Annotated in this window: 22 protein-coding genes; 13 read left to right on the top strand and 9 right to left on the bottom strand. The window is 49.6% G+C overall.

The features are described from left to right. Positions 1–504: 504 nt before the first annotated feature. Complete coding sequence (locus tag FKCLFG_RS07620) at positions 505–735, bottom strand: helix-turn-helix domain-containing protein (RefSeq protein WP_472615603.1); 231 nt, start codon at positions 733–735, stop codon at positions 505–507. A gap of 326 nt (positions 736–1,061) precedes the next feature. Here FKCLFG_RS07620 and FKCLFG_RS07615 point away from each other — a divergent pair, with 326 nt between their 5' ends. The 7 genes from FKCLFG_RS07615 to FKCLFG_RS07585 all read left to right on the top strand — a co-directional run bounded on the left by FKCLFG_RS07615 (position 1,062) and on the right by FKCLFG_RS07585 (position 4,326). Continuing rightward, positions 1,062–1,565 (top strand): phage protein NinX family protein, encoded by a 504-nt coding sequence (locus FKCLFG_RS07615; RefSeq protein ID WP_472615602.1) that lies wholly within the window; start codon positions 1,062–1,064, stop codon positions 1,563–1,565. A gap of 152 nt (positions 1,566–1,717) precedes the next feature. Beyond that, a complete protein-coding gene (locus tag FKCLFG_RS07610; protein ID WP_472615601.1) occupies positions 1,718–2,128 on the top strand; it encodes a hypothetical protein in 411 nt (136 codons plus the stop codon). After that, complete coding sequence (locus tag FKCLFG_RS07605) at positions 2,125–2,415, top strand: hypothetical protein (protein ID WP_472615600.1); 291 nt, start codon at positions 2,125–2,127, stop codon at positions 2,413–2,415. Before FKCLFG_RS07610 ends, FKCLFG_RS07605 begins: the two co-directional genes overlap by 4 nt. Before the next feature lie 4 nt (positions 2,416–2,419). Further along, entirely contained in the window at positions 2,420–2,968 is a 549-nt protein-coding gene (locus tag FKCLFG_RS07600) for an HAD domain-containing protein (protein WP_472615599.1), read from the top strand. Positions 2,969–3,087: 119 nt separating this feature from the next. Further along, complete coding sequence (locus FKCLFG_RS07595; RefSeq protein WP_472615598.1) at positions 3,088–3,570, top strand: HAD domain-containing protein; 483 nt, start codon at positions 3,088–3,090, stop codon at positions 3,568–3,570. Then, positions 3,570–3,848 carry a metallophosphoesterase gene (locus FKCLFG_RS07590; protein ID WP_472615597.1) on the top strand — a complete coding sequence of 93 codons (279 nt, stop codon included), beginning with the start codon at positions 3,570–3,572 and terminating at the stop codon, positions 3,846–3,848. The genes FKCLFG_RS07595 and FKCLFG_RS07590 overlap by 1 nt, the downstream gene beginning before the upstream one ends. A gap of 109 nt (positions 3,849–3,957) precedes the next feature. Next, positions 3,958–4,326 carry a BPSL0761 family protein gene (locus FKCLFG_RS07585; protein WP_472615596.1) on the top strand — a complete coding sequence of 123 codons (369 nt, stop codon included), beginning with the start codon at positions 3,958–3,960 and terminating at the stop codon, positions 4,324–4,326. Here FKCLFG_RS07585 and FKCLFG_RS07580 read toward each other — a convergent pair. From FKCLFG_RS07580 to FKCLFG_RS07570, 3 genes are all read right to left on the bottom strand, one after another. Beyond that, a complete protein-coding gene (locus FKCLFG_RS07580) occupies positions 4,235–4,648 on the bottom strand; it encodes a hypothetical protein (RefSeq protein WP_472615906.1) in 414 nt (137 codons plus the stop codon). The two genes, FKCLFG_RS07585 and FKCLFG_RS07580, sit on opposite strands and share 92 nt — an antisense overlap. A gap of 117 nt (positions 4,649–4,765) precedes the next feature. After that, the gene (locus tag FKCLFG_RS07575; protein WP_472615595.1) at positions 4,766–5,605 is read right to left on the bottom strand and encodes an esterase/lipase family protein; all 840 of its coding nucleotides are present in this window, start codon (positions 5,603–5,605) and stop codon (positions 4,766–4,768) included. Positions 5,606–5,643: 38 nt separating this feature from the next. Further along, positions 5,644–6,318 carry a hypothetical protein gene (locus FKCLFG_RS07570; RefSeq protein ID WP_472615594.1) on the bottom strand — a complete coding sequence of 225 codons (675 nt, stop codon included), beginning with the start codon at positions 6,316–6,318 and terminating at the stop codon, positions 5,644–5,646. A gap of 206 nt (positions 6,319–6,524) precedes the next feature. On the opposite strand from FKCLFG_RS07570, the gene FKCLFG_RS07565 reads away from it, so the two are divergent. Next, positions 6,525–6,890 carry a helix-turn-helix domain-containing protein gene (locus tag FKCLFG_RS07565; protein ID WP_472615593.1) on the top strand — a complete coding sequence of 122 codons (366 nt, stop codon included), beginning with the start codon at positions 6,525–6,527 and terminating at the stop codon, positions 6,888–6,890. A gap of 424 nt (positions 6,891–7,314) precedes the next feature. Here the strand turns inward: FKCLFG_RS07565 and FKCLFG_RS07560 are convergent, their stop codons facing one another. Further along, the gene (locus FKCLFG_RS07560; protein WP_472615592.1) at positions 7,315–7,542 is read right to left on the bottom strand and encodes a hypothetical protein; all 228 of its coding nucleotides are present in this window, start codon (positions 7,540–7,542) and stop codon (positions 7,315–7,317) included. 632 nt (positions 7,543–8,174) lie between these two features. Between FKCLFG_RS07560 and FKCLFG_RS07555 the strand changes: the two genes are divergently transcribed. Next, the gene (locus FKCLFG_RS07555; protein ID WP_472615591.1) at positions 8,175–8,591 is read left to right on the top strand and encodes a DUF6306 domain-containing protein; all 417 of its coding nucleotides are present in this window, start codon (positions 8,175–8,177) and stop codon (positions 8,589–8,591) included. A 422-nt stretch (positions 8,592–9,013) separates the two neighbouring features. Then, a complete protein-coding gene (locus FKCLFG_RS07550) occupies positions 9,014–9,181 on the top strand; it encodes a hypothetical protein (protein ID WP_472615590.1) in 168 nt (55 codons plus the stop codon). 208 nt (positions 9,182–9,389) lie between these two features. Here FKCLFG_RS07550 and FKCLFG_RS07545 read toward each other — a convergent pair whose 3' ends face one another. Continuing rightward, positions 9,390–10,046, bottom strand: a complete 657-nt coding sequence (locus FKCLFG_RS07545) for a HugZ family pyridoxamine 5'-phosphate oxidase (RefSeq protein WP_472615589.1) — start codon at positions 10,044–10,046, stop codon at positions 9,390–9,392. Positions 10,047–10,315: 269 nt separating this feature from the next. Between FKCLFG_RS07545 and FKCLFG_RS07540 the strand changes: the two genes are divergently transcribed. Together FKCLFG_RS07540 and FKCLFG_RS07535 are read left to right on the top strand one after the other, a co-directional pair. Beyond that, positions 10,316–10,444 (top strand): hypothetical protein, encoded by a 129-nt coding sequence (locus tag FKCLFG_RS07540; protein WP_472615588.1) that lies wholly within the window; start codon positions 10,316–10,318, stop codon positions 10,442–10,444. A 587-nt stretch (positions 10,445–11,031) separates the two neighbouring features. Then, positions 11,032–11,961, top strand: coding sequence for a crotonase/enoyl-CoA hydratase family protein (locus FKCLFG_RS07535; RefSeq protein WP_472615587.1), 930 nt, complete (start codon positions 11,032–11,034; stop codon positions 11,959–11,961). Positions 11,962–12,265: 304 nt separating this feature from the next. Here the strand turns inward: FKCLFG_RS07535 and pdeR are convergent, their stop codons facing one another. Continuing rightward, positions 12,266–14,266, bottom strand: coding sequence for a cyclic di-GMP phosphodiesterase (pdeR, locus tag FKCLFG_RS07530; protein WP_472615820.1), 2,001 nt, complete (start codon positions 14,264–14,266; stop codon positions 12,266–12,268). A 972-nt stretch (positions 14,267–15,238) separates the two neighbouring features. Here pdeR and FKCLFG_RS07525 point away from each other — a divergent pair. Further along, positions 15,239–16,414, top strand: a complete 1,176-nt coding sequence (locus FKCLFG_RS07525) for an AAA domain-containing protein (protein WP_472615586.1) — start codon at positions 15,239–15,241, stop codon at positions 16,412–16,414. A 410-nt stretch (positions 16,415–16,824) separates the two neighbouring features. Here FKCLFG_RS07525 and FKCLFG_RS07520 read toward each other — a convergent pair whose 3' ends face one another. Both FKCLFG_RS07520 and FKCLFG_RS07515 read right to left on the bottom strand, forming a co-directional pair. Further along, a complete protein-coding gene (locus FKCLFG_RS07520; protein ID WP_472615585.1) occupies positions 16,825–17,619 on the bottom strand; it encodes a DinB/UmuC family translesion DNA polymerase in 795 nt (264 codons plus the stop codon). Continuing rightward, positions 17,612–17,899, bottom strand: a complete 288-nt coding sequence (locus FKCLFG_RS07515; protein WP_472615584.1) for a Y-family DNA polymerase — start codon at positions 17,897–17,899, stop codon at positions 17,612–17,614. Before FKCLFG_RS07515 ends, FKCLFG_RS07520 begins: the two co-directional genes overlap by 8 nt. Positions 17,900–18,187: the final 288 nt, after the last annotated feature.

Here is an 18,187-nt window from a genome sequence, read left to right as displayed (position 1 = left end):
ATTTAATTATCTATTTTCGATGTTTGTGCTACTCGGTGGATGTCGGAACGCGCTTTCGACAATTGCTTGGCGTTCAAGGTTAGACGTCCGGTGACTAAACTATTCAGTGAATTTGTTTTTTCAGTTTGCTCAACATCGTATCGTGTTTTATTAAACATGAGGTGGGTCTACCGCCGAAATAGGCTCAACCGTCTAGCTCCGTCTGTTCGAGAAACCAATTATTTACTTCAGCGGTCGCCATCTAAGCATTTTTGTCCCTGGAATATACATTCGTGGCGGTACGTTTATAGGATTGCGTTTGAGGTCTTGCCGTATTGTTTCAGAGCTCCTGCCCAACAATTCTGCCAATTCATAAATATCCAAATATTTTGTCATCACACGCGCACTCATCAGGAAAGGGAGTCGTGGAGGCAATGGAACACAAGAGGCCCACTGCCACCACCTGATGCGTATAGACAGTGTCTTTAATTTTGGAGTCTGATGACCTGCTCAGCATTATTGGCCTTATTGCGGCTTAAAAAGCTCTACCGGGTCAACCTTCAGTGCTTTTGCAAGCTTCTCAATATTATCTATTGATAGGCTTCTTAGTCCTCTTTCAACTTCACTAACGAACGTCCGATGAACTCCGGCAATGTCGGCCAGCGCTTCTTGAGACACGCCCTGTGATGTACGGTGTTTTCGGAGATTTTGCGCAAACCTTATGCGCAATGTTGGTTCTTGTGTGTGAGGGGTCATATTAATGCGTAGCGTCCCTCACCACAGTGTTTGGGTCTACAGTGTTTAAGGCGACACTGTTTACGTCTACACTGTTTAAGGCTACACTGTTTGCGTTTATATTTATTCGTCGGTGATTCTTCCTTCCGTGCTAACTGGCCCGTAAAGAAGAGTCTTTTATGTGAATGTTTTGTATAGCAAACGTATCACATGCTGAATTGCTAGATTTTTAATTACGAAAACTGATTGGCTCAAATGTTTCAGAAGCATCCACAAATTCACCTCCCACTCTTTGTAGGCAAATTGCGCTTATGGGTCTGTGCGGAGTTTTTTGAAGGAGTACTTTAATGGAGGCATCAGACCCGCAACTATTAAACGTAAACATGATGGAAGGGAATTACTTGGATTTTGCAGTAGTCGCTGCACTAGGACTGGAAGTGTCTTACGACGGTAAAACGGCTGTTGGCTCACTTGAAAATGGGGCGGCCATCGCCCTCGTTGGCGACCCCGAAAAATCTCCCTTTCTGCGGTCGTTCTGTAGGGAATGGTCCGTTGGCGGACCATTAATTGAGCATTACGGCATTAACCTTGTTTGGGAAAATAACACTTGGACCGCGACATTTTGTCATCTTAGTGCGCACGGCGCGACACCGCTGGTCGCTGCGATGAGGGCGTTGGTAAACTACGCGCTACGTGCCAATTGCAACCTGCAAGACTTTACGGATTTGACACGCGCCGAGGCGCTGCAGCAAATTTACCGCCGCCCGAGGGAAGCGCCGCAGCAGACCGCCTCTTCACCATCAGCGCCAACTACATCTGCGTCTCTGAAGTCTGGCGACACCGATGGGTAATCTTCGCACAGCCAAGCCTGCAATTTCGGGTGGTTTGCCGGCCTGATATCGATAGTAGCTCCGCTGTTTCCGTGTATAGCAGCACCTACTATGAATCGCGAAAAAATACCGCCACACTAAATATCTTAAGTACAACGTCGAGGCAAAGTGAGATGAACAGAACCGCTTTTTCAAATAATGACGCTGTGGCGCGCTATGCGCGAGTGCCGGACGATTTTCCCCGTCCCGAAATAGCAAGCGCGGTTGCTGGCTACCAGGCGAAACTTGCTTTGGTTGAATATGAAGGCAAGTTCTATCTTCCAGGTGGGACACCTCCGGAACGGTCTCAGCGTTGGGATATGTGCGAAGACATTGCACAGCATCTCGCTGTGAAATCAACGGAAAGCAAAGCGGGCAAGCGCTCTCACATGTCTGATGAAGAAATTCTTGCCCAGTACCTCGAAAGATTATTGAAAACAGGATGGGGCTCGGACGCCGAGATGAAGTGGGTAATCCGCCGCACCGCCGAGCTCCTCGGATGGGCGGTTCCGGTCTCGGCCAATACGCAGGAGGAGCGCACGTGAAAACAAAATTCTTGAAATGCCCCGGCTGTGGGCACATCCATGTCGGCATGGCCGAAGCGGATGCTGCCGACGAGGTGAGGACAATGGCCGAGTATTTGACACGGCTGGAGCCCGCCGACCGGCAGCGCAGCTACGGTGACCGGACGCCGTCAATTGATGATTACAAAAAATGCCATCGGTGTGGAGCATCAAGCGAGACGTTTATCACGGCCAACGGCTACGAAAATTCCGACATGACGATGCGGCCCGTAATTGTGCCAAAGGCTCAAACCGTCAGCAAAGAATAATACGATGCGCCCAATAATTTTTTTAGACCTCGATGACGTGCTTACGATTAGCCCTGAATTCACCAGCTATCAGGTAATGTCCGCCATTAAAACGGAGGATTTAAATGGCTGGCCGGAACTTTGGTCTGGCCTAATTCTGGACGAAGCACGCACCAACCTCCAGGCGTTGCATAACGAGTTCTGGCCACAATACGTCGTATCGTCGAGCTGGTCGAATTACCTGTCTCGAAGACAGATGGAAGTAGTTTTCCGGCGCACGGGACTCGGGTTCGTTGCAAAAAATCTGCATAAACACTGGACGACACCGAAAGTCCTGGGGCCCTCGCGGCCGGGCGAAATCGAGGCTTGGATTGCCCTGCACCGGCAGCCGGCGCAACCGGTACTCGTTCTTGACGACCGCGAAAGCGGGTGGAACTTGGTCGGGTCGCCACTTGACTACCGTAGCTACGTTGTACTGTGTGAGCCAGGGAGTGGGTTTGTTGCTGCGAGGCTCTTGGAGGCGCAGACGCAGCTCCGTGCACAAACCAATCCGAAAAATACTTTAGGAGGCTAGGTGAACATTACAACACAGGTGTTGCCGCAACTCACGTCAGCTACGGCATTGCATCGCGTGGGAGTAATGACAGATAACCAACTGTGTGCGTTTAAAAAACGCCAAGACAGGACGAAAAAATGACAAGAATCCTGTATCTGGACTTTGACGGCGTGCTGCATGATGAAGAGGTTTACTTTCATCCGAAGCGCGGCATTTACATGAATACTCCCGACCGAAAGCTGTTTGAGTGGATGCACATTCTCGATGAGCTGTTGGCACCGCACCCGGATGTCCGAATCGTTTTGTCCACAAGTTGGGTACGGGTACGCAGCTTCAATTTTGCGAAAAAACAGTTGGCTCCCGCGCTGCAAGAACGAGTCATTGGTGCAACTTTTCACAATCGAGAGATGCGAAATAGAGAGTTTTCAATGCTGCCGCGCGGTGTGCAGATTGCGGAAGATGTCTACCGCCGCTCGCCGCAATCGTGGTTTTCGATTGATGACGACGCGATGTACTGGCCTGCGTGGTGCCGAAATAATCTGATACAGACCGATGGCTCTCGTGGCATCAGCGCCCCTGAGATACAACATGCAGTCCGCATAATGTTGGAGCGTTTTTAATGAAAATTCAGCTCGCCTCTGACCTTCATCTTGAATTTTTTCAGCGTGACTTTCCAGGTGAACGCTTGATTGCACCTGCGTATGGTGCTTATGTCCTTCTCGCCGGGGATATCGCTAACGGCACACAAGCCATCGACTTGTTCAAGGATTTGCCGGTGCCGGTTCTGTATCTAGCCGGTAACCATGAATTTTATGGCCTTACTCTGGACAAAACGCGCATCGAGTTGCGCCGCGAGCGGGCTGTGACTTCAAGTGAGGATTTTCATCCGCGAGGGTAAAAATGAAAACCCTAGCGAACGTTGAGGAACTGAGCATTGAGAGTCCCGCTTTTCCTTGCATACATGATTGATGTCAATTAAACGAGCTGATTAAAGACTGGAAACACTTATGACCATGCCATTTGAGCGAACCCGCGCACTATTGTACGCAGGTGAATTCCTAGCCGAACTGCTTGACCCAGTTAAAACCCCGGGTGTGCCGGACTCGGTCCGGGGGCGTGCTCGACAAGCGCTGCGTCACTATCCATTGCGATACGAAATTTCAGTTATCGCTAAGCAAGCGGCCAAGGGTGCTCTTGCGCATCCAATGTTTGATGCTCCAATGTTAGATGTGCCATTCGCACGCACTGACACCGCGATTCAAGGCTGGATTTGTGCGGATTGCGCTAAGCAATTGCTCGGTCCGGCGCGCGTTCTCTCTCACACGTATCACAATGGACACCTACCACAACACCTGACGAAGCGTCAGCTGCAATAATCGAAAGGCTCTCATTTACACCCAACGAGCGAACCCATGCGACTTTTGCATCCTCGCCCTTCACTCCGTAGGACGTTAAAACGGCAAACGGTAACTCGTATTGGTTGCTGCAGCCTGGGTCATTAAGCGCTGCCGACCTCACAATGGCGGGGCGAACAACGGTTACCGCACGACCATAGGCAGTCATCTCGGACAACATATTTTCGTTGAGCTTACGTCCATCGTCGACTGTCAGCTTCGTGGAAGCACACCCCGTAATTACAAAAAAAAAGATTAGTGATAAGAATGCTTCTGTAGTGCGCTTTATTTTCACATTTTTCATTTCACTACCTATTTCACGCCCTAATAATTACAAAATGTCCTGCCGACCTCATGGACCGTATTTTTAACGCGGACAACAGTCACGGGACCCGTTGAGCGGCTCACCTTTATTTTGGGGTCAGTGCTCCGCAGACGAGAGCGCTTTAGCGTCGGGCGCGACCAAGGTGCGCGGCTTGTTCGGCAAATAGGCAGGTGCCGTGTTGTAAGCAACATGGTTGATGCCCTCGATATCCTTGATAGTGACGGCACGCGCTTCTATTGACTTGTACCGCTCCTTCGTGCGGAAAGCCTCTGGCCGCGCGATATCGTCGTCAGTCCCGACATAGATATGCAACTCGCCATTGGCTGGCATGGGCTGCGTCAGACTCGTCATGTAATCGCTATGCGGACCTATGTCAGGCCCCATCGGATAACCGATTGCCCTACTAATGGTCTCCGACCACGGAAGTACTGGAACTAGGTCAGCCAAGGTATAGCCCCCCCATGGCGTTCCGAATGCCCGTAATTCAATTCGGACGAAGTTTTTTGCTTCGCCCGTCCGGGACAATTCGTCGATGGCACCTTTAGCAACTAAGCCACCCATGCTGTGGGCAACAATGGTAACGTCGGTGATGCCTTGGGCGCTCAGGTCGCTAATTCTTCCGGCCAGTAACCTTGCACTCTTCCTCATCGACATCGTCCGGTGGTCGTGGTCCCAGCCCATTACAACGGTATCTGGAGAAGCCAGTTCTGCTACCCAATTATCAAAATAATGGGAAGTATCGTGAATTCCTCCCACCAAGATAACGGCATGGTTGATTGGGAATCCTTCGACATAAGAATTGCCGTCCGCAGCAAATGCGGTGCCGGTGCTTACACACAAAGAAATTATCGTTGCGTTCAATAGGAAAGCACAAAGTAGGCTCAATCGATGCATTTTTTTCTTCACCAGAAGCGCAATAGCCACCCAAGAATCCATGTCATTGCTCAGTGTTTTTTTTCGCAGATTTTTAATTCCTATTTGCTGCTCAGTTTGTCAATCGAGGGCAAATTACCGAGTTCCGGCTGTCCTTCCAGATGCACGACTTTTGCCGATGTCGCTTTCTCGATAGACCTCACTGTGTCCATAATTGTTTTGGTGACCCACTCCTCTGGCGTGCCGACAATTGAATTCGCAACCGTTTGACTGATTTGATATAAGCCACCCTCTTGCTTAGTAAAAATGGCATACATATCGAGGTTGTAACCGGCCTTATATTTATACAGGCATGAGTAGAGCGTCAGATTGCTTGAACCTGAAATTGTGCGAGTTGCTTTCGCATTCCAAACGGCATCTTCGCAATTGGCCATCTTCATGCTGATATTCCCGCCCTGCATTTGTGTCATTTGCAAGAAGGCGCCGCCTGAACCACCTAGAACGCTAGAAATGTCCTTCAGCGTGAAGCGTCCCGGCTCTTTGGGCACCATTTTACCAAGCTGTAGTGGCATGGCCTCCCTAATCTCGTTCGTGTTTTGGCTCAATCCACTGGCCGTAGCTTTAGCAATGGTTGCCGTATCGACCGAAGTTTTGATGTCGAAAATGTGATACATCTCAACCGTCTTGGTCTTGGCGGCCAGGTAACTGTTCATGCCACCGCAACCAGACAAAGCAATAGCGCAAACAACTGCAATAGGGAGCTTGAAATTATTCATTGAAACCTTGGTAAAAATGCATTATGAAAAATAGTTGGTTGTCGTAAGCAGCGCATATCCGACAGGGGCATAATGCGACAACATTTTTAATAAGCAACATTTTACATCAAGTTACATATCGTTTTACATCAAGTTACATATCGTTTTACATCATTTTTTTGCGGCGAACATCGACCGAACATGTGTCTTTTTCAAAAGAAGACGACATGCCTCGGAAAGTCAAAACTACGGACGGAGCCAGCTTGGGCGTTCGAATAGGTCGTAACGTAAAGATTGCGCGAACCAGACTCGGCATAACGCAAAGTCAATTAGCGGAAACGCTGGACCTGGAAAACGTCACCGTGTCGCGTATTGAGACCGGCGCGCAACTTCCTTCTATCGACCGACTGGAGGAAATTGCCAAGGCGTTGAAAGTATCCCTCACCGCTTTATTGGCCGACACAAGCAAGAGCGGCGCATATGCCGAGATGTTGGCGGAGGTAATGACCGAGTTGCCGGCACGTGACAAGGAGTTTGTATATGGTTTTGCTTTGGCCTATGCGCAGCATGTGCGTGCAGGAAAAAAGAAATAGTGAGGTCGCTACATCAAGCCATGCCATCATCTGAGATATACGAGAAATCCAGCAGTGCAAGTGTCCCGCGATTCTCCTGTGCACGCCTGGACAGTTAATCAATCAACTGTCGAAAGTCCGCCGCATTCCTCTGTGCATAGTTTGAGTAATTATTGTTGAAGAAGACATGCACCCGTCGGGATTTTGCACCGAGCCGTCGCGAGTTCCGGGAGTTCCGCCTCGGGATAGAGATAATGGAAACGTTCGGCTGACAACGCGAGCCCTTTCTTGCCCCAGTAGGTTACAAGTATTGCGGTTCAACGAAATGTCGACGCGCATCAACACTACATTCCTTCAAAAGGTACCTTCGTTGAATATGGCGCCAAACAGGCTAGCGAAGGTTCCTGATTTTCTCCTTGCGGGGATAGCCTGTCGCTATGAACTGTTACGCGGCAATGGAATGCGAAACCCTTAGCCACTCTTCGGTTTTGAGGCTGGCTGCGGCGTCCTGAATGGCGCGCACGTCATCGGCGTCGAGGTCGGTGCGATTCAATTTGTATACCTCCGCATACTCATCGGCATCGAATACATGTCCAGATGCTACGTAAAAATTGAATCCTACGAGGGTGTCTGGATTTGAAATTACTGTGTAAGTCAGGTTGATTGCGCTCATCACGTTGCCCCTTTTGATATACATTTTTTACTACACGCATACCCGTTTGCACTGGTACAAAGTCGATTTACGTTTGCTCTAGTATCCACCTTTCCAGCTTGTCACGGATAGTCATGTTTAACCGTTGGTCAAAGTCAAATTCGTCCAGTCGAGGTCGGCACCCCCTAAGCTTCCCGTACTTGAATACGAATAGTGAGATTGAACGACGGCCACAGCTTTTGATGAATCTATCGATAGCACCAAAATGCCGGTGCCTCGGTGAAAATCGTCGTGAATGTCCGGCGCTGCAGCTAGTTTTAAACGGAAATGTATGATGAGTAGCAAGTGAAGCTTTTCCATCAAAACAGGCGACATAACCAATCGTCAACGCAGAGGCCATCGTCATATCTGTTGGCGCTGATGCTGTTTTCACCCAAGGTGCTGAATTTAACTGCCCAATATTAAAACTCTGAAATCCCACACAGAGCAATCATTTACTAAGCATGCGGGTGGGTCAACCAAATCCGTCAGCCTGGGCCAAAATCTCGTAGGCCCCCGTTCTTCCACCATCATTGAAGTGAGGTTTAAGAAATGAAACAGCAATCTTTGTCTATTGCATTGCCAGAAGCGTCCGATGTTTTAGCTGCGGAAGATTGGTCAAACTTCTTAACACGTTGCTTGAAGCGGAGCGGGCCGGAGCAAAAGTGTTGGCTGCATTTCTTGACGAAAACACACGTGGCTCAGATTCATGGAATCAACTGCACCAGTTGCAGCAAGACGAGGCAAACAATTGCGCCAAACTGATTGATGCAATTCGCAGTCTTGAATACAAGCCTAGTCGCTCCGTAGGTGAGTACCTCGATAAGGCACTTGCGATAGAAGGCCGTGCACCACGGTTGGCATTCCTTAATCGCGGCCAAGGATGGGTCGCGCGCAAAATTATTGAAGCACTCCCGAGAATTTCTCCGGGGCCACTACGCGAGATGCTGGATGAAATGCGCGAATCTCACATTACTAATATCGAGGCTTGCGACGCGTTGCTTCTCCATCTTGGCGATTTAGCTGAATAGGTAGACGCATTTCACCAAATGTGGACATCACTTGAATAGTGGCAGCATCGCTATCATTGGCAGCCATCTGGTCAATCATGCCGGAGCGGCAACGGCAGAACTTTGTCCATAATTGATGGGCGGGTGGCTATGACGACGCTCACGATAAACGTTGAAGAGCCAAAAAAACGTCATCGATTTCCCAATTTTAGAGAAAATCAGCATGCGGACAAGGCTGCGAAAGCTTCATGGGATACCGTTTACGATAAGCATATCCCGGAAGAAATATGCTGTTTTTCTAAAAAGTATGGCGCGCTGATTTACATCTATGACACCTCGCATCGGTTGCGCAACCTACAGCATGCACCGAACCAACCACCTCGCAAATGGTCTATACGAATAGGGCGGAATTTCGCTGGTCTGTCATCCATTCGGAGAGAAAAATGACTGGAAAAATCGCACCGAAAGATAACAACTCCAACATTAAAAATGCCAATAAGGGTACTCCCGGCACAAATAAGCAGTACGACCAGAACCAAGGTAATCGAGGTAAGCAGATGACAGGTGGGAAGACCACAGCACCATCCGTTAAGGCGTCTGGCAAGAAGTAACTGTACTTAGGCGACTAGCAGATGCGCGGCTGGAACAATGCAGAGCGGTCTGCTACCTGCAAGTGGGTTCATTTAGGCTCACATCGATGAGTTCAATTTGGATATTGTCGGTTGGTGGCTTAAGTATGTCCGGTAATTTGCAGCGTTTTCGCGTCTCGCCATGCGCACCCGAGTACTAGTCTTCCCATGTAAGCGATTTCTTCGCATTTCACAACGCGGTTAGAAACCGTCTAACCACATCGCCAATATTCTCTGCCGCCACCGGTGCATTCGTAAATTGCTGTCGTTCATGCTTGCCCTGACGTTCGATGTCGACGCCATAGCAATCCAGGCCTAGCAATCGAATACCTATCGGCAAAACCTCGCTAAGGTCCTGGTAGAGTTTTGCCTCGTCGGCCAACGGCAGAACTGCCGCACTCGCCCACTCGTCCTCTTCCACCCAGCCCATTTCACCAAAACTAGCAACGTACCTGGCGCGCCGCGGCGTGAGCCGGAAGAAAGCAAAATCACCAAGGCCCAGGTACCGTTTTGCGTCTGGCTGATAGCGAAGGTAGCGCGCAACCAATTCCTGCGATGCTTTGAAACGCAGCACATCTCCGACTAATGTCAGGCGCGCCCCGGTCAGTACGTTTCCCCCGGTCGGGCTGGAGACAAGAAAACTGGCGCGATGGTCCGCCAGGAGATTTTTCGTGTGCTCGGCCAAGCCGCTTATCAGAAAAACGGGGGTATGCCGCTCATCAGGTACGAATGGCAAGATGGATGCGAATGGATATCCTGGTACCTGCGTGGATTGGGTTGCCAGCACGCCGTATGATGTTGTGTGCAGTAATGGGATAACGGTATCAAGATGAATTTTCATATTCATAGATTAACTGACAATGGGGAGTTTTTGTGTTGCGTGAAAGGGTATATTTGATAAAGTAATTTCAACGATAATTGTTAGATATCGTTATCTTTGATAGCGCATTCAGTTAAATGCGATGTCGCTGTTTTGGATGCTAGATGCTCGCTTTGTTTGTGTTAAATCAAGCCAATTCACCGCTATCCGCGTCTTCGTGACACTGGACCACTCTATTCTTGTAATTTTTACGGTGTATGCACATACGGTGCGTCACGACAGAAAGGAAAGTAGTCATGAAGATTGCGATTATTGGGGTCACCGGCCGCGCCGGCTCCGTATTGCCGCAGAAGCGCTTCGCCGTGGCCACATTGTCACGGGCATTGTCCGTTCGCCAGAAAAAGCGGATGTGCCCGAAGGCATGACCGTACAAAAAAATGATGCCACGCAGCCGGAACAACTGACTCCGCGCTTGCGATGTCACCCGCGAGTACCAAGAAGTCGATGTCGGGAGCGAACTGGGGCAGGAAGTCAGGATAACGTTCCAAATGAAGGTCGGAAAAAAGCTGTATGCGCATAGTTAAATAGTATAAAAACTTATTCGTATCCCACGCCCAGATACGGCGAGGGAAAAAATTCAGGGGAGCAGCACAGTTGCATCTTTTCAAATCGACGGGAACGAAACAGACTGATAGTAAAATTCGATTCGAAACTATTCAATGATTATCTTTGCAATCTCTGGAAAATCCTCCAATTCCGGCTGTCCTTCCCATCGCCAAAAGCAATCATGCTGGCAACTTTGTTGCGAGTCCGAAATTGACCTAGATGCCAGTGTTGTACTGACCTATATTTAAGTTCAAAAACCCAGTAATGGCAAAGGTTTGCAAGGCATGAGCCTAGGTCAACAATATTCCGGTATCGGTCAATTGACGACTGGTGCCAACACACCTATTCAGACGCATCTGTATTGGTCATTATCTTGACTCCTATTACTATTTTATGAGTCCTCAAAATGCCTTTATTAAACCACCCCAAAACCCGACGCTTCATCGAAGCAGGTATCCTTACCCAAATGTCAGCATGGTATGAAGCCGAGCGTAATGTGATGTGGATGATGCTGCAAGCTCATCCACGCCCTTGCGTCAGTTTTGAGCTCCTAAAGGACATCGCCAATCTGACGCGCGCCGCGCGCGCTTCGAATCTTCCTATTGAATTTTGGGTGACCGGCTCCACGGTGCCGGGGCTGTATAACCTCGGTGGTGACTTATCTTTTTTTGCACGCCAAATCCGTTCAGGAGAGCGCGCATCTCTGAAGGCGTATGCGCGTGCGTGCATTGATGCAGTCCACGAGGTGATAACCGGCTTTGGGGTCGGGGCCATCACCATTGCGATGGTAGAAGGAAGCGCACTTGGGGGTGGCTTTGAGACAGCTTTGGCACACGACTACGTGTTGGCGCAAAAAGACGTGAAGTTGGGTTTTCCCGAAATTGCCTTCAATCTGTATCCGGGCATGGGGGGCTATTCGCTGGTCGCACGAAAGGCGCATATGCGTCTGGCGGAGCAACTCATTAGTGGCGGCGAAGCCCATACCGCTGAATGGCATCATGGGAAAGGATTGGTAGACCGCGTATTTGAGCCGGGGGAAGCTTACAAGGCGACCCGTACCTTCATCGATGGGATGCGCCCAAAACTAAATGGAATCCGTGCAATGCTGCGTACCCGCCGGCGTGTGTTTCCCCTCACTAAAATTGAACTGCTCGACATCACCGAAGACTGGGCTGAATCTGCATTTCTTCTGGAAGAGAAAGACCTCGCCTACATGGAGCGCCTGGTTCTGCTCCAGAATAGGCGCAGCGGCAAGACCCTTGAAACATTGGCAGCGGCGGTAACACCCGCAGCTAATGAAGAATCTGCGGCGCCGACTGCAGGGCATAATTGCTAAAAACGGGTACTGGGCTATTTTAGTTTCGCAAAATGTTTGCGCGACCGACCGAATCCAAAATTCATCATGGAGGGGCGTCCGATTCCGAATGAATTCTCCTCTGAATATTTACGTAGCCGACCTCATCCACGTTGCGCAAATAGACAGTCAATATATTTGACAGAGCAAATATGAATACCACCAAAAATAATCGAGTTGGCGACACAGGAGTAATCGCTCTCGCGATTCCTCTGTAAACATAAAGCAAAGGCCCCGAAATATCTACGACTTTCCGGGGCTTTTTCGCGACCAGATTTCGGTGGAACTATGCGATGAGGCGCAGCACTTTATTCGGCGAAACTGGCATCCATGCCTGAAAGTCGGCGAGTTTCATCGGTTTACCAAATAGGTAGCCCTGCGCGTAGTCGACCCCGATATTTCGCAGGAAATCGGCTTGCTCCTCGGTCTCGACACATTCGGCAACTATTTTCAGGTTCAACTCATGCCCCACAACCACCATCGAACGTACTAGCGCTCTCATCTTGGCGTCAGTGTGTATAGACTGGATGAAACTACCGTCAAGTTTCAAGACATCAAGCGGCAAACGGGCTAATTGCGACAATGACGAGTAGCCGGTACCAAAATCGTCCAAATGCACATGTGCACCCAGTTCGCGGAACATGCGAATTAAACGATGCGCCAACTTCTCGTCTTCCACGAGACAACTCTCTGTCAATTCAATGTCGAGCATCGAAGGGGACATGTCGTTGGTAAGAATTGCATGCGTAAAATCTTCCATAATCGTGGGGATACGCAATTGCCGTGCGGAGACATTGATGGCAACACGCAGGTTCAATCCTTGCTTCTTCCAGACGCCGGCCTGCTTGGCAGCCGCATTCATCACCCACCTCCCCAGCGGGACAATCAGTCCGGAATCTTCTGCGTACGGAATAAATGACGCTGGTGTAATCAGACCACGTTCTGGGTGATTCCAGCGAATCAGCGCTTCGACGCTGTCCACCTTACCAGATAGCAGGGATACTTTTGGCTGGTAGTACAGCTCGAACTGATTTTCCTCCAATGCGTGACGCATGTTTGTGTCGAGCCATATATATTCGCTGGCCTTGTTATCCATGTTCGGCGAGAACACCCTGTATGTGCGCTTGCCCTCTTCTTTAGAGACGTACATTGCGGTGTCGGCGCTGCGCACCAGCTCCTCAAGGCTGGAGCCATGCGCCGGGAACATGGCGATACCAATCGAACAGCTAGAATAAACTTCAGCGCGCTTGAGTGCGAACGGTCGCATCATACGGTTCAGGATGCGTTGCGCTGTTGCTTCCACCGTATCCTGCGATGGGCTTCCGACTATAACCAAGAATTCGTCGCCCCCCAGGCGCGCCAGCACATCGTTATCAGTCAGACAGGTGCCAAGGGCGCCGGCCACTTCCTTGATGAGAGCGTCGCCGGTGAGATGTCCATAATAGTCATTTACCTTCTTGAAGTTGTCGAGGTCGAGAAATATCAACCCGAACGATTCGGCATTTTCTGACGTGACTGCGGCCTTGATTTTCTCCTGAATGGCATGGCGGTTCAGTAGACCGGTCAACACATCGTTATTGGCTAACTCGGCCAAACGGGAATGCGCGAGTAGCTGTTCTGTCACATCGGTGCCGGAGCAAACAAGAAATTTCTCTGGCACACCGTTTCCGGACTCCATGAGAGTGTTTCGCCACTGAATCATGCGCACACCCGTTTTGGTGTTGATGGGGCGCACCGTTCCGGACGTCACACCTTTTGTAAAGAAATCCTGGACATTAACCCGGATGTCTTCGCGTTGTTGTTCATTAGCAAAGAGGTCAAATGCGTTTTTCCCTACCACATCAGCTTCCATCACGCCCGTGACTTCCTCACACAAACGATTGAACCTTTTGATTTTACCTGCAGCATCAAGAATGATAACCAGCGAATTGACTTCAGATACGACTTTTTCAGAGAAAGTCAGGCTGTTTCCCAAATCTCGGGCAACAGCCTTTGTATCATCATAGCGTGCAGCGGTGCCACCCCACATCCAAGTGTCTATCTTGCGTCCAACCAGATGGAGTTGAATTGGGGTACCAAAAATAGCAACCGACAGCGCCAAGCTGGAAGTGACCCCAGTCATGGCGCGGAGTTCTTGGGCTTGTTCAGAAGAGAGCTCTACTGCCACTATGGCAGTTCTATCTTCTCCCGAAAGTCGCAGCGCGTCGCTGTCGGTTGCCAGTTTCCAGAAAGGATTGGTTGTGCCGAAGTGCGTAAAAAGCTGCGGGTTATCAATATCTTCATCAATATTAAGCATGGCTGTTTTTTCGTTTCAGGCCTCTGAGGGCATCATCCATTTATATGGTCCTTTTATGCGAATAAAGACACGCCAATAATATTTTTACTACTACAAAAAAGCAATTTCTTTGAGGGCGCAACCAAGTGTATCGTTTTTCACTATTGGTATCGACTGTTAGTTCGTGAATCTAAATATTTTCACTAATAGAGCTGCTATTGGATAGTTCAAACCCAGACAACGTGTGTCCAATAGCTGTTTTATACCAACAAAGAAAGGGCCTGCAGAAACGCAAGACGTTAAAACTCTGGGTCAGGCGTTTAACTGGATTGCTGTCGGTCATAGGACGATAATCAGTTCAATACAACTATAAGAAAACAGCAGCAAACGATTGCGGTACGGTCGACTCTTGGAACTAGACATGGGGCGCTATGCATTTACAAAGCGAGTCGGGTAATGAATAGTAATAAAATAATACGATAAAAATATTTCCACATGGCAACTAATGATGGCGTATTTTATCACCAGTCCCGTGCTAAAGAACTCGCTACCGGATACTAGCTCGGTCATCAATAAAAATATTCTCTTTCGCTATCAGTGTTGATGCCGGTAGAAAGTGTCAAGACTCTCTTCCAGCCAATATCCTTTAACTCTACTCATGCCGGCAACCCCATTGACTAGACGGGACGCCTCACCGGAAGTTGCCATGTCGGCCAATAGCCGACCTTTAAATCGTCCTACGTTACGAATACGACGACTGGTTAGAGTGTAAATTAAGTTTAATTACAACTATTAAAGTATGAAATTTCTACATTCGTTGTATATGCAATCTTTGAAAAACTAGGAAATAATTGTCTGGTTACTGGATGATAAGAGTTCTGCCTACCCGCGATTCGTCGAGCTCAGAAGGTATTGGTCGTAGGTGACGATAAGCAGGTTTCGCCTGACGGGGTCGGTCTCGAAGAAAGTAAAATCAGGAACCTGATGACCCGATTTTTGGTGAATCAGGTAGATATCTATCGTCCCCAGATGACCCCAGAACGGTCTATCTATGACCTGTTCAAGGTAGTTTTTACGAAAAGTGCCGTCATGCTCAGGGAACATTTCCGGTGCGTTGCTCCGATTATTGAGTATTCAAAGCGCGAGTTCTATAACCACGAGTTAAATCCACTTCGCCTTCCGAAAGTCTCGGAACGGCTTGACCCGCCCTTGGTCGATATTTATGTATCTGATGGGTATCGCAACAAGAATGTGAACCACCCAGAGGCACGCTTCATCGTTGACGAAATCAGGTGCATTGTTGAGAATCCGAAACTTTTTGGCCGAACAATTGGAGTCGTTTCGTTAATTGGTAATGAGCAGGCTTTATTAGTCATGAAAATGCTCAACGAAGAGCTTGGCGATCAAGTTGTTACTCAGTACAAAATCGCCTGTGGGGATGCTCGAACTTTCCAAGGTAAGGAACGAGACATCATGTTTCTTTCTATGGTGGCCTCACCTGGTAATGCTCACGCGCAAACTCAAGATATGGTCGCACAGCGCTTTAATGTTGCAGCCTCTCGGGCACGTGACCGGATGTACCTGGTCAGAAGCCTTCAACTAGAGGACCTCAGCCAGGCAGACCATCTCAGGGCAAAATTGATTCAACACTTCAAAGCGCCATTTTTCCAAAGCGAAGATGAGATTGTGAACCTTCGAGACCTTTGTGAGTCGCCATTTGAACGAGAGGTTTTTGACATCCTAGTTGAGCGCGGCTATCGCGTTGTTCCCCAAATTCCAGTGGGGTCTTATCGGATTGACATGGTCATTGAGGGCGAAAACGATAGTCGCTTGGCAATCGAATGTGACGGGGACCGATACCACGGGCCTGACCAATGGGACAGCGATATGCGACGCCAACGAATTCTTGAGCGTGCTGGTTGGCGTTTCTGGCGATGCTTCGCATCAACTTTTGTTCTTCACCGTGACGATGTTATTCGAGACGTTATTGAGACACTTGAAGCGCATGGAATACAGCCGAGTAGCGCAGATGCATCAATAACCAGCATTCACGTTGAGTACCGGACAGTCGTAGCGTATCTACCCACGGAAGCAGGGCAAAAAACGGATGAATTTGAGGAGGTAGCTATGGATTCGGATTTAGAAGCACTGCCGGGTTAGTGAAAATTAACATCTCTAGCTGAAAGCTGTAATCTTGGCACTCATCAGCTAGACTCGAATTTCAGTTGATTACTATCACAGCTTGCAGGCAAATTCACGTGGGGCCACAACAGAATGCTGTTCAACAAGCTTAAAACCTGTGTCGAATGTGAAGGTCTAATCAGCACAAACGCTATTGGCGATGCCGGGACACTGAACTCCTTTAAATTCATCGAATGCTTTCATCGAATTCATTGTCGTGAGTTGTCACTAAAATCGCAATTGCTAATTTCTTAGCAATAAATAGCAGCAGCCGAGCCAGGTGTGACTCCAACAAAAATTACTTCTGGCGGGCTTCTATTGCGGTCCGTTGCCATCTTTTCTATACCCTTTTCGCCTGCTTACTGCTTAGTCGATTTTTGCTGTTTGACTCACCTGGCCCACACGCCAGGCACCTCATCCCAGCTGGTCGTGTACTTTGGCGTGCGATTGTCCGCGCGCGTGGCCCATCTGGCCTGGATACCTGCAGCTCCTATTTGCACGGTATCTCTCCCATGCTGCCGGTTCAGCGCATCCAGAACACCCATGAGTTTTGCCGCGCGTGCGTCCTCTGCCCCATCATCGAATAGCGTACTTTGACGTTTTTTCGCATCCGTTAAAGCCATCAGCATCACACCAGCTTTCTTGTACAGATAACCTTCGCGGAATAGCCGCTCCAGCCCGAACAATGCCGCTTTGGTCAGCATCATGGAGTCGTTTGACGGATTCGGCAGCGGGATGACGATGCCGTTCGAATACTGCAAGTCGCGCTCCCGGAATCGATTGGTGCGGATAAATACATGGATGGCGCCGCACACCGAACCTTGCTGCCGCAGCTTCTCGGCCGCCCGCGCCACATAGGTGGCCACCGCTTCTGACAGTTCATCGAGCGTCGTCACCATGGTCCCGAACGAACGCGACGACATGATTTGCTTTCTGGGTGGGGCTACCTCCTCCATTTCCAGACAGGAGATGCCGCGCAATTCGTTGCCGGTGCGTTCCATCACCACACCGAAATGCGTGCGCAGCCATGCGGGGGGAGCATCCCGCAAAGCCTTGACGGTCTCTATCCCCATGGTGCGCAAGCGGGCGCTGATTTTGCCGCCGACGCCCCAGACTTCACCGACGTCGATGGAGGCAAACAGCGCGTCCAGCTCGGATTCCGTCATCGCAGCGAAATCACACACGCGTCGAACTCCTTACGCTTCTTGGCGACATGATTGGCCCCAGCTTGGCCAGAGTTTTGGAGGGGGCGCTACCGACGCAGACCGGCAGCCCGGTCCATTGGCGCAGCCGGTGGCGTATCGATTGCCCCATAGCGGTCATGGAATCCCAGTGGCCGGCCAGACCATTTAGGTCCAGAAAACTCTCGTCGATTGAATAGACTTCCATATGGGGACTAAAGTCGCGCAGGATGGTCATGACCCGGTTGCTCATGTCGCCGTACAGCGTGTAGTTCGATGACAAGGCGACCTACAAGACCGAGTACGCGCAAAGCCTGATTGATGACTTCTCCATTAAAGAGAAGATGCCGCACGTCGCCATCTCAGTGGACATGCTAGATACTCGAATAGGCTCGAGTTCGACTGTCGGCTGTTGACCTTGCCCAAAATTTTACAGAGTGACTACGCGTAGGTACGCGACACCTTTAGCCTATAAAGGACGATATTAGGCCAAGCAGCATTAACGGGAAGGTAATCCTGAATTCAAATGGGAGGCAGGAAGCTGCCGCTGCTTTTCAATAAATAAGCGCAG

Source organism: Gelidimonas denitrificans (assembly GCF_055694065.1).
Note: the sequence above shows the minus strand (reverse complement) of the source record. Positions and strands in the feature narration are given on the sequence as shown.

Coding starts and splice junctions, on each gene's coding strand:
- FKCLFG_RS07620 (WP_472615603.1), bottom strand. CDS start 735: ATGACCCCTCACACACAAGAACCAACATTGCGCATAAGGTTTGCGCAA.
- FKCLFG_RS07615 (WP_472615602.1), top strand. CDS start 1,062: ATGGAGGCATCAGACCCGCAACTATTAAACGTAAACATGATGGAAGGG.
- FKCLFG_RS07610 (WP_472615601.1), top strand. CDS start 1,718: ATGAACAGAACCGCTTTTTCAAATAATGACGCTGTGGCGCGCTATGCG.
- FKCLFG_RS07600 (WP_472615599.1), top strand. CDS start 2,420: ATGCGCCCAATAATTTTTTTAGACCTCGATGACGTGCTTACGATTAGC.
- FKCLFG_RS07595 (WP_472615598.1), top strand. CDS start 3,088: ATGACAAGAATCCTGTATCTGGACTTTGACGGCGTGCTGCATGATGAA.
- FKCLFG_RS07590 (WP_472615597.1), top strand. CDS start 3,570: ATGAAAATTCAGCTCGCCTCTGACCTTCATCTTGAATTTTTTCAGCGT.
- FKCLFG_RS07585 (WP_472615596.1), top strand. CDS start 3,958: ATGACCATGCCATTTGAGCGAACCCGCGCACTATTGTACGCAGGTGAA.
- FKCLFG_RS07580 (WP_472615906.1), bottom strand. CDS start 4,648: ATGAAAAATGTGAAAATAAAGCGCACTACAGAAGCATTCTTATCACTA.
- FKCLFG_RS07575 (WP_472615595.1), bottom strand. CDS start 5,605: ATGGATTCTTGGGTGGCTATTGCGCTTCTGGTGAAGAAAAAAATGCAT.
- FKCLFG_RS07570 (WP_472615594.1), bottom strand. CDS start 6,318: ATGAATAATTTCAAGCTCCCTATTGCAGTTGTTTGCGCTATTGCTTTG.
- FKCLFG_RS07565 (WP_472615593.1), top strand. CDS start 6,525: ATGCCTCGGAAAGTCAAAACTACGGACGGAGCCAGCTTGGGCGTTCGA.
- FKCLFG_RS07560 (WP_472615592.1), bottom strand. CDS start 7,542: ATGAGCGCAATCAACCTGACTTACACAGTAATTTCAAATCCAGACACC.
- FKCLFG_RS07550 (WP_472615590.1), top strand. CDS start 9,014: ATGACTGGAAAAATCGCACCGAAAGATAACAACTCCAACATTAAAAAT.
- FKCLFG_RS07545 (WP_472615589.1), bottom strand. CDS start 10,046: ATGAATATGAAAATTCATCTTGATACCGTTATCCCATTACTGCACACA.
- FKCLFG_RS07540 (WP_472615588.1), top strand. CDS start 10,316: ATGAAGATTGCGATTATTGGGGTCACCGGCCGCGCCGGCTCCGTATTG.
- FKCLFG_RS07535 (WP_472615587.1), top strand. CDS start 11,032: ATGCCTTTATTAAACCACCCCAAAACCCGACGCTTCATCGAAGCAGGT.
- FKCLFG_RS07525 (WP_472615586.1), top strand. CDS start 15,239: ATGACCCGATTTTTGGTGAATCAGGTAGATATCTATCGTCCCCAGATG.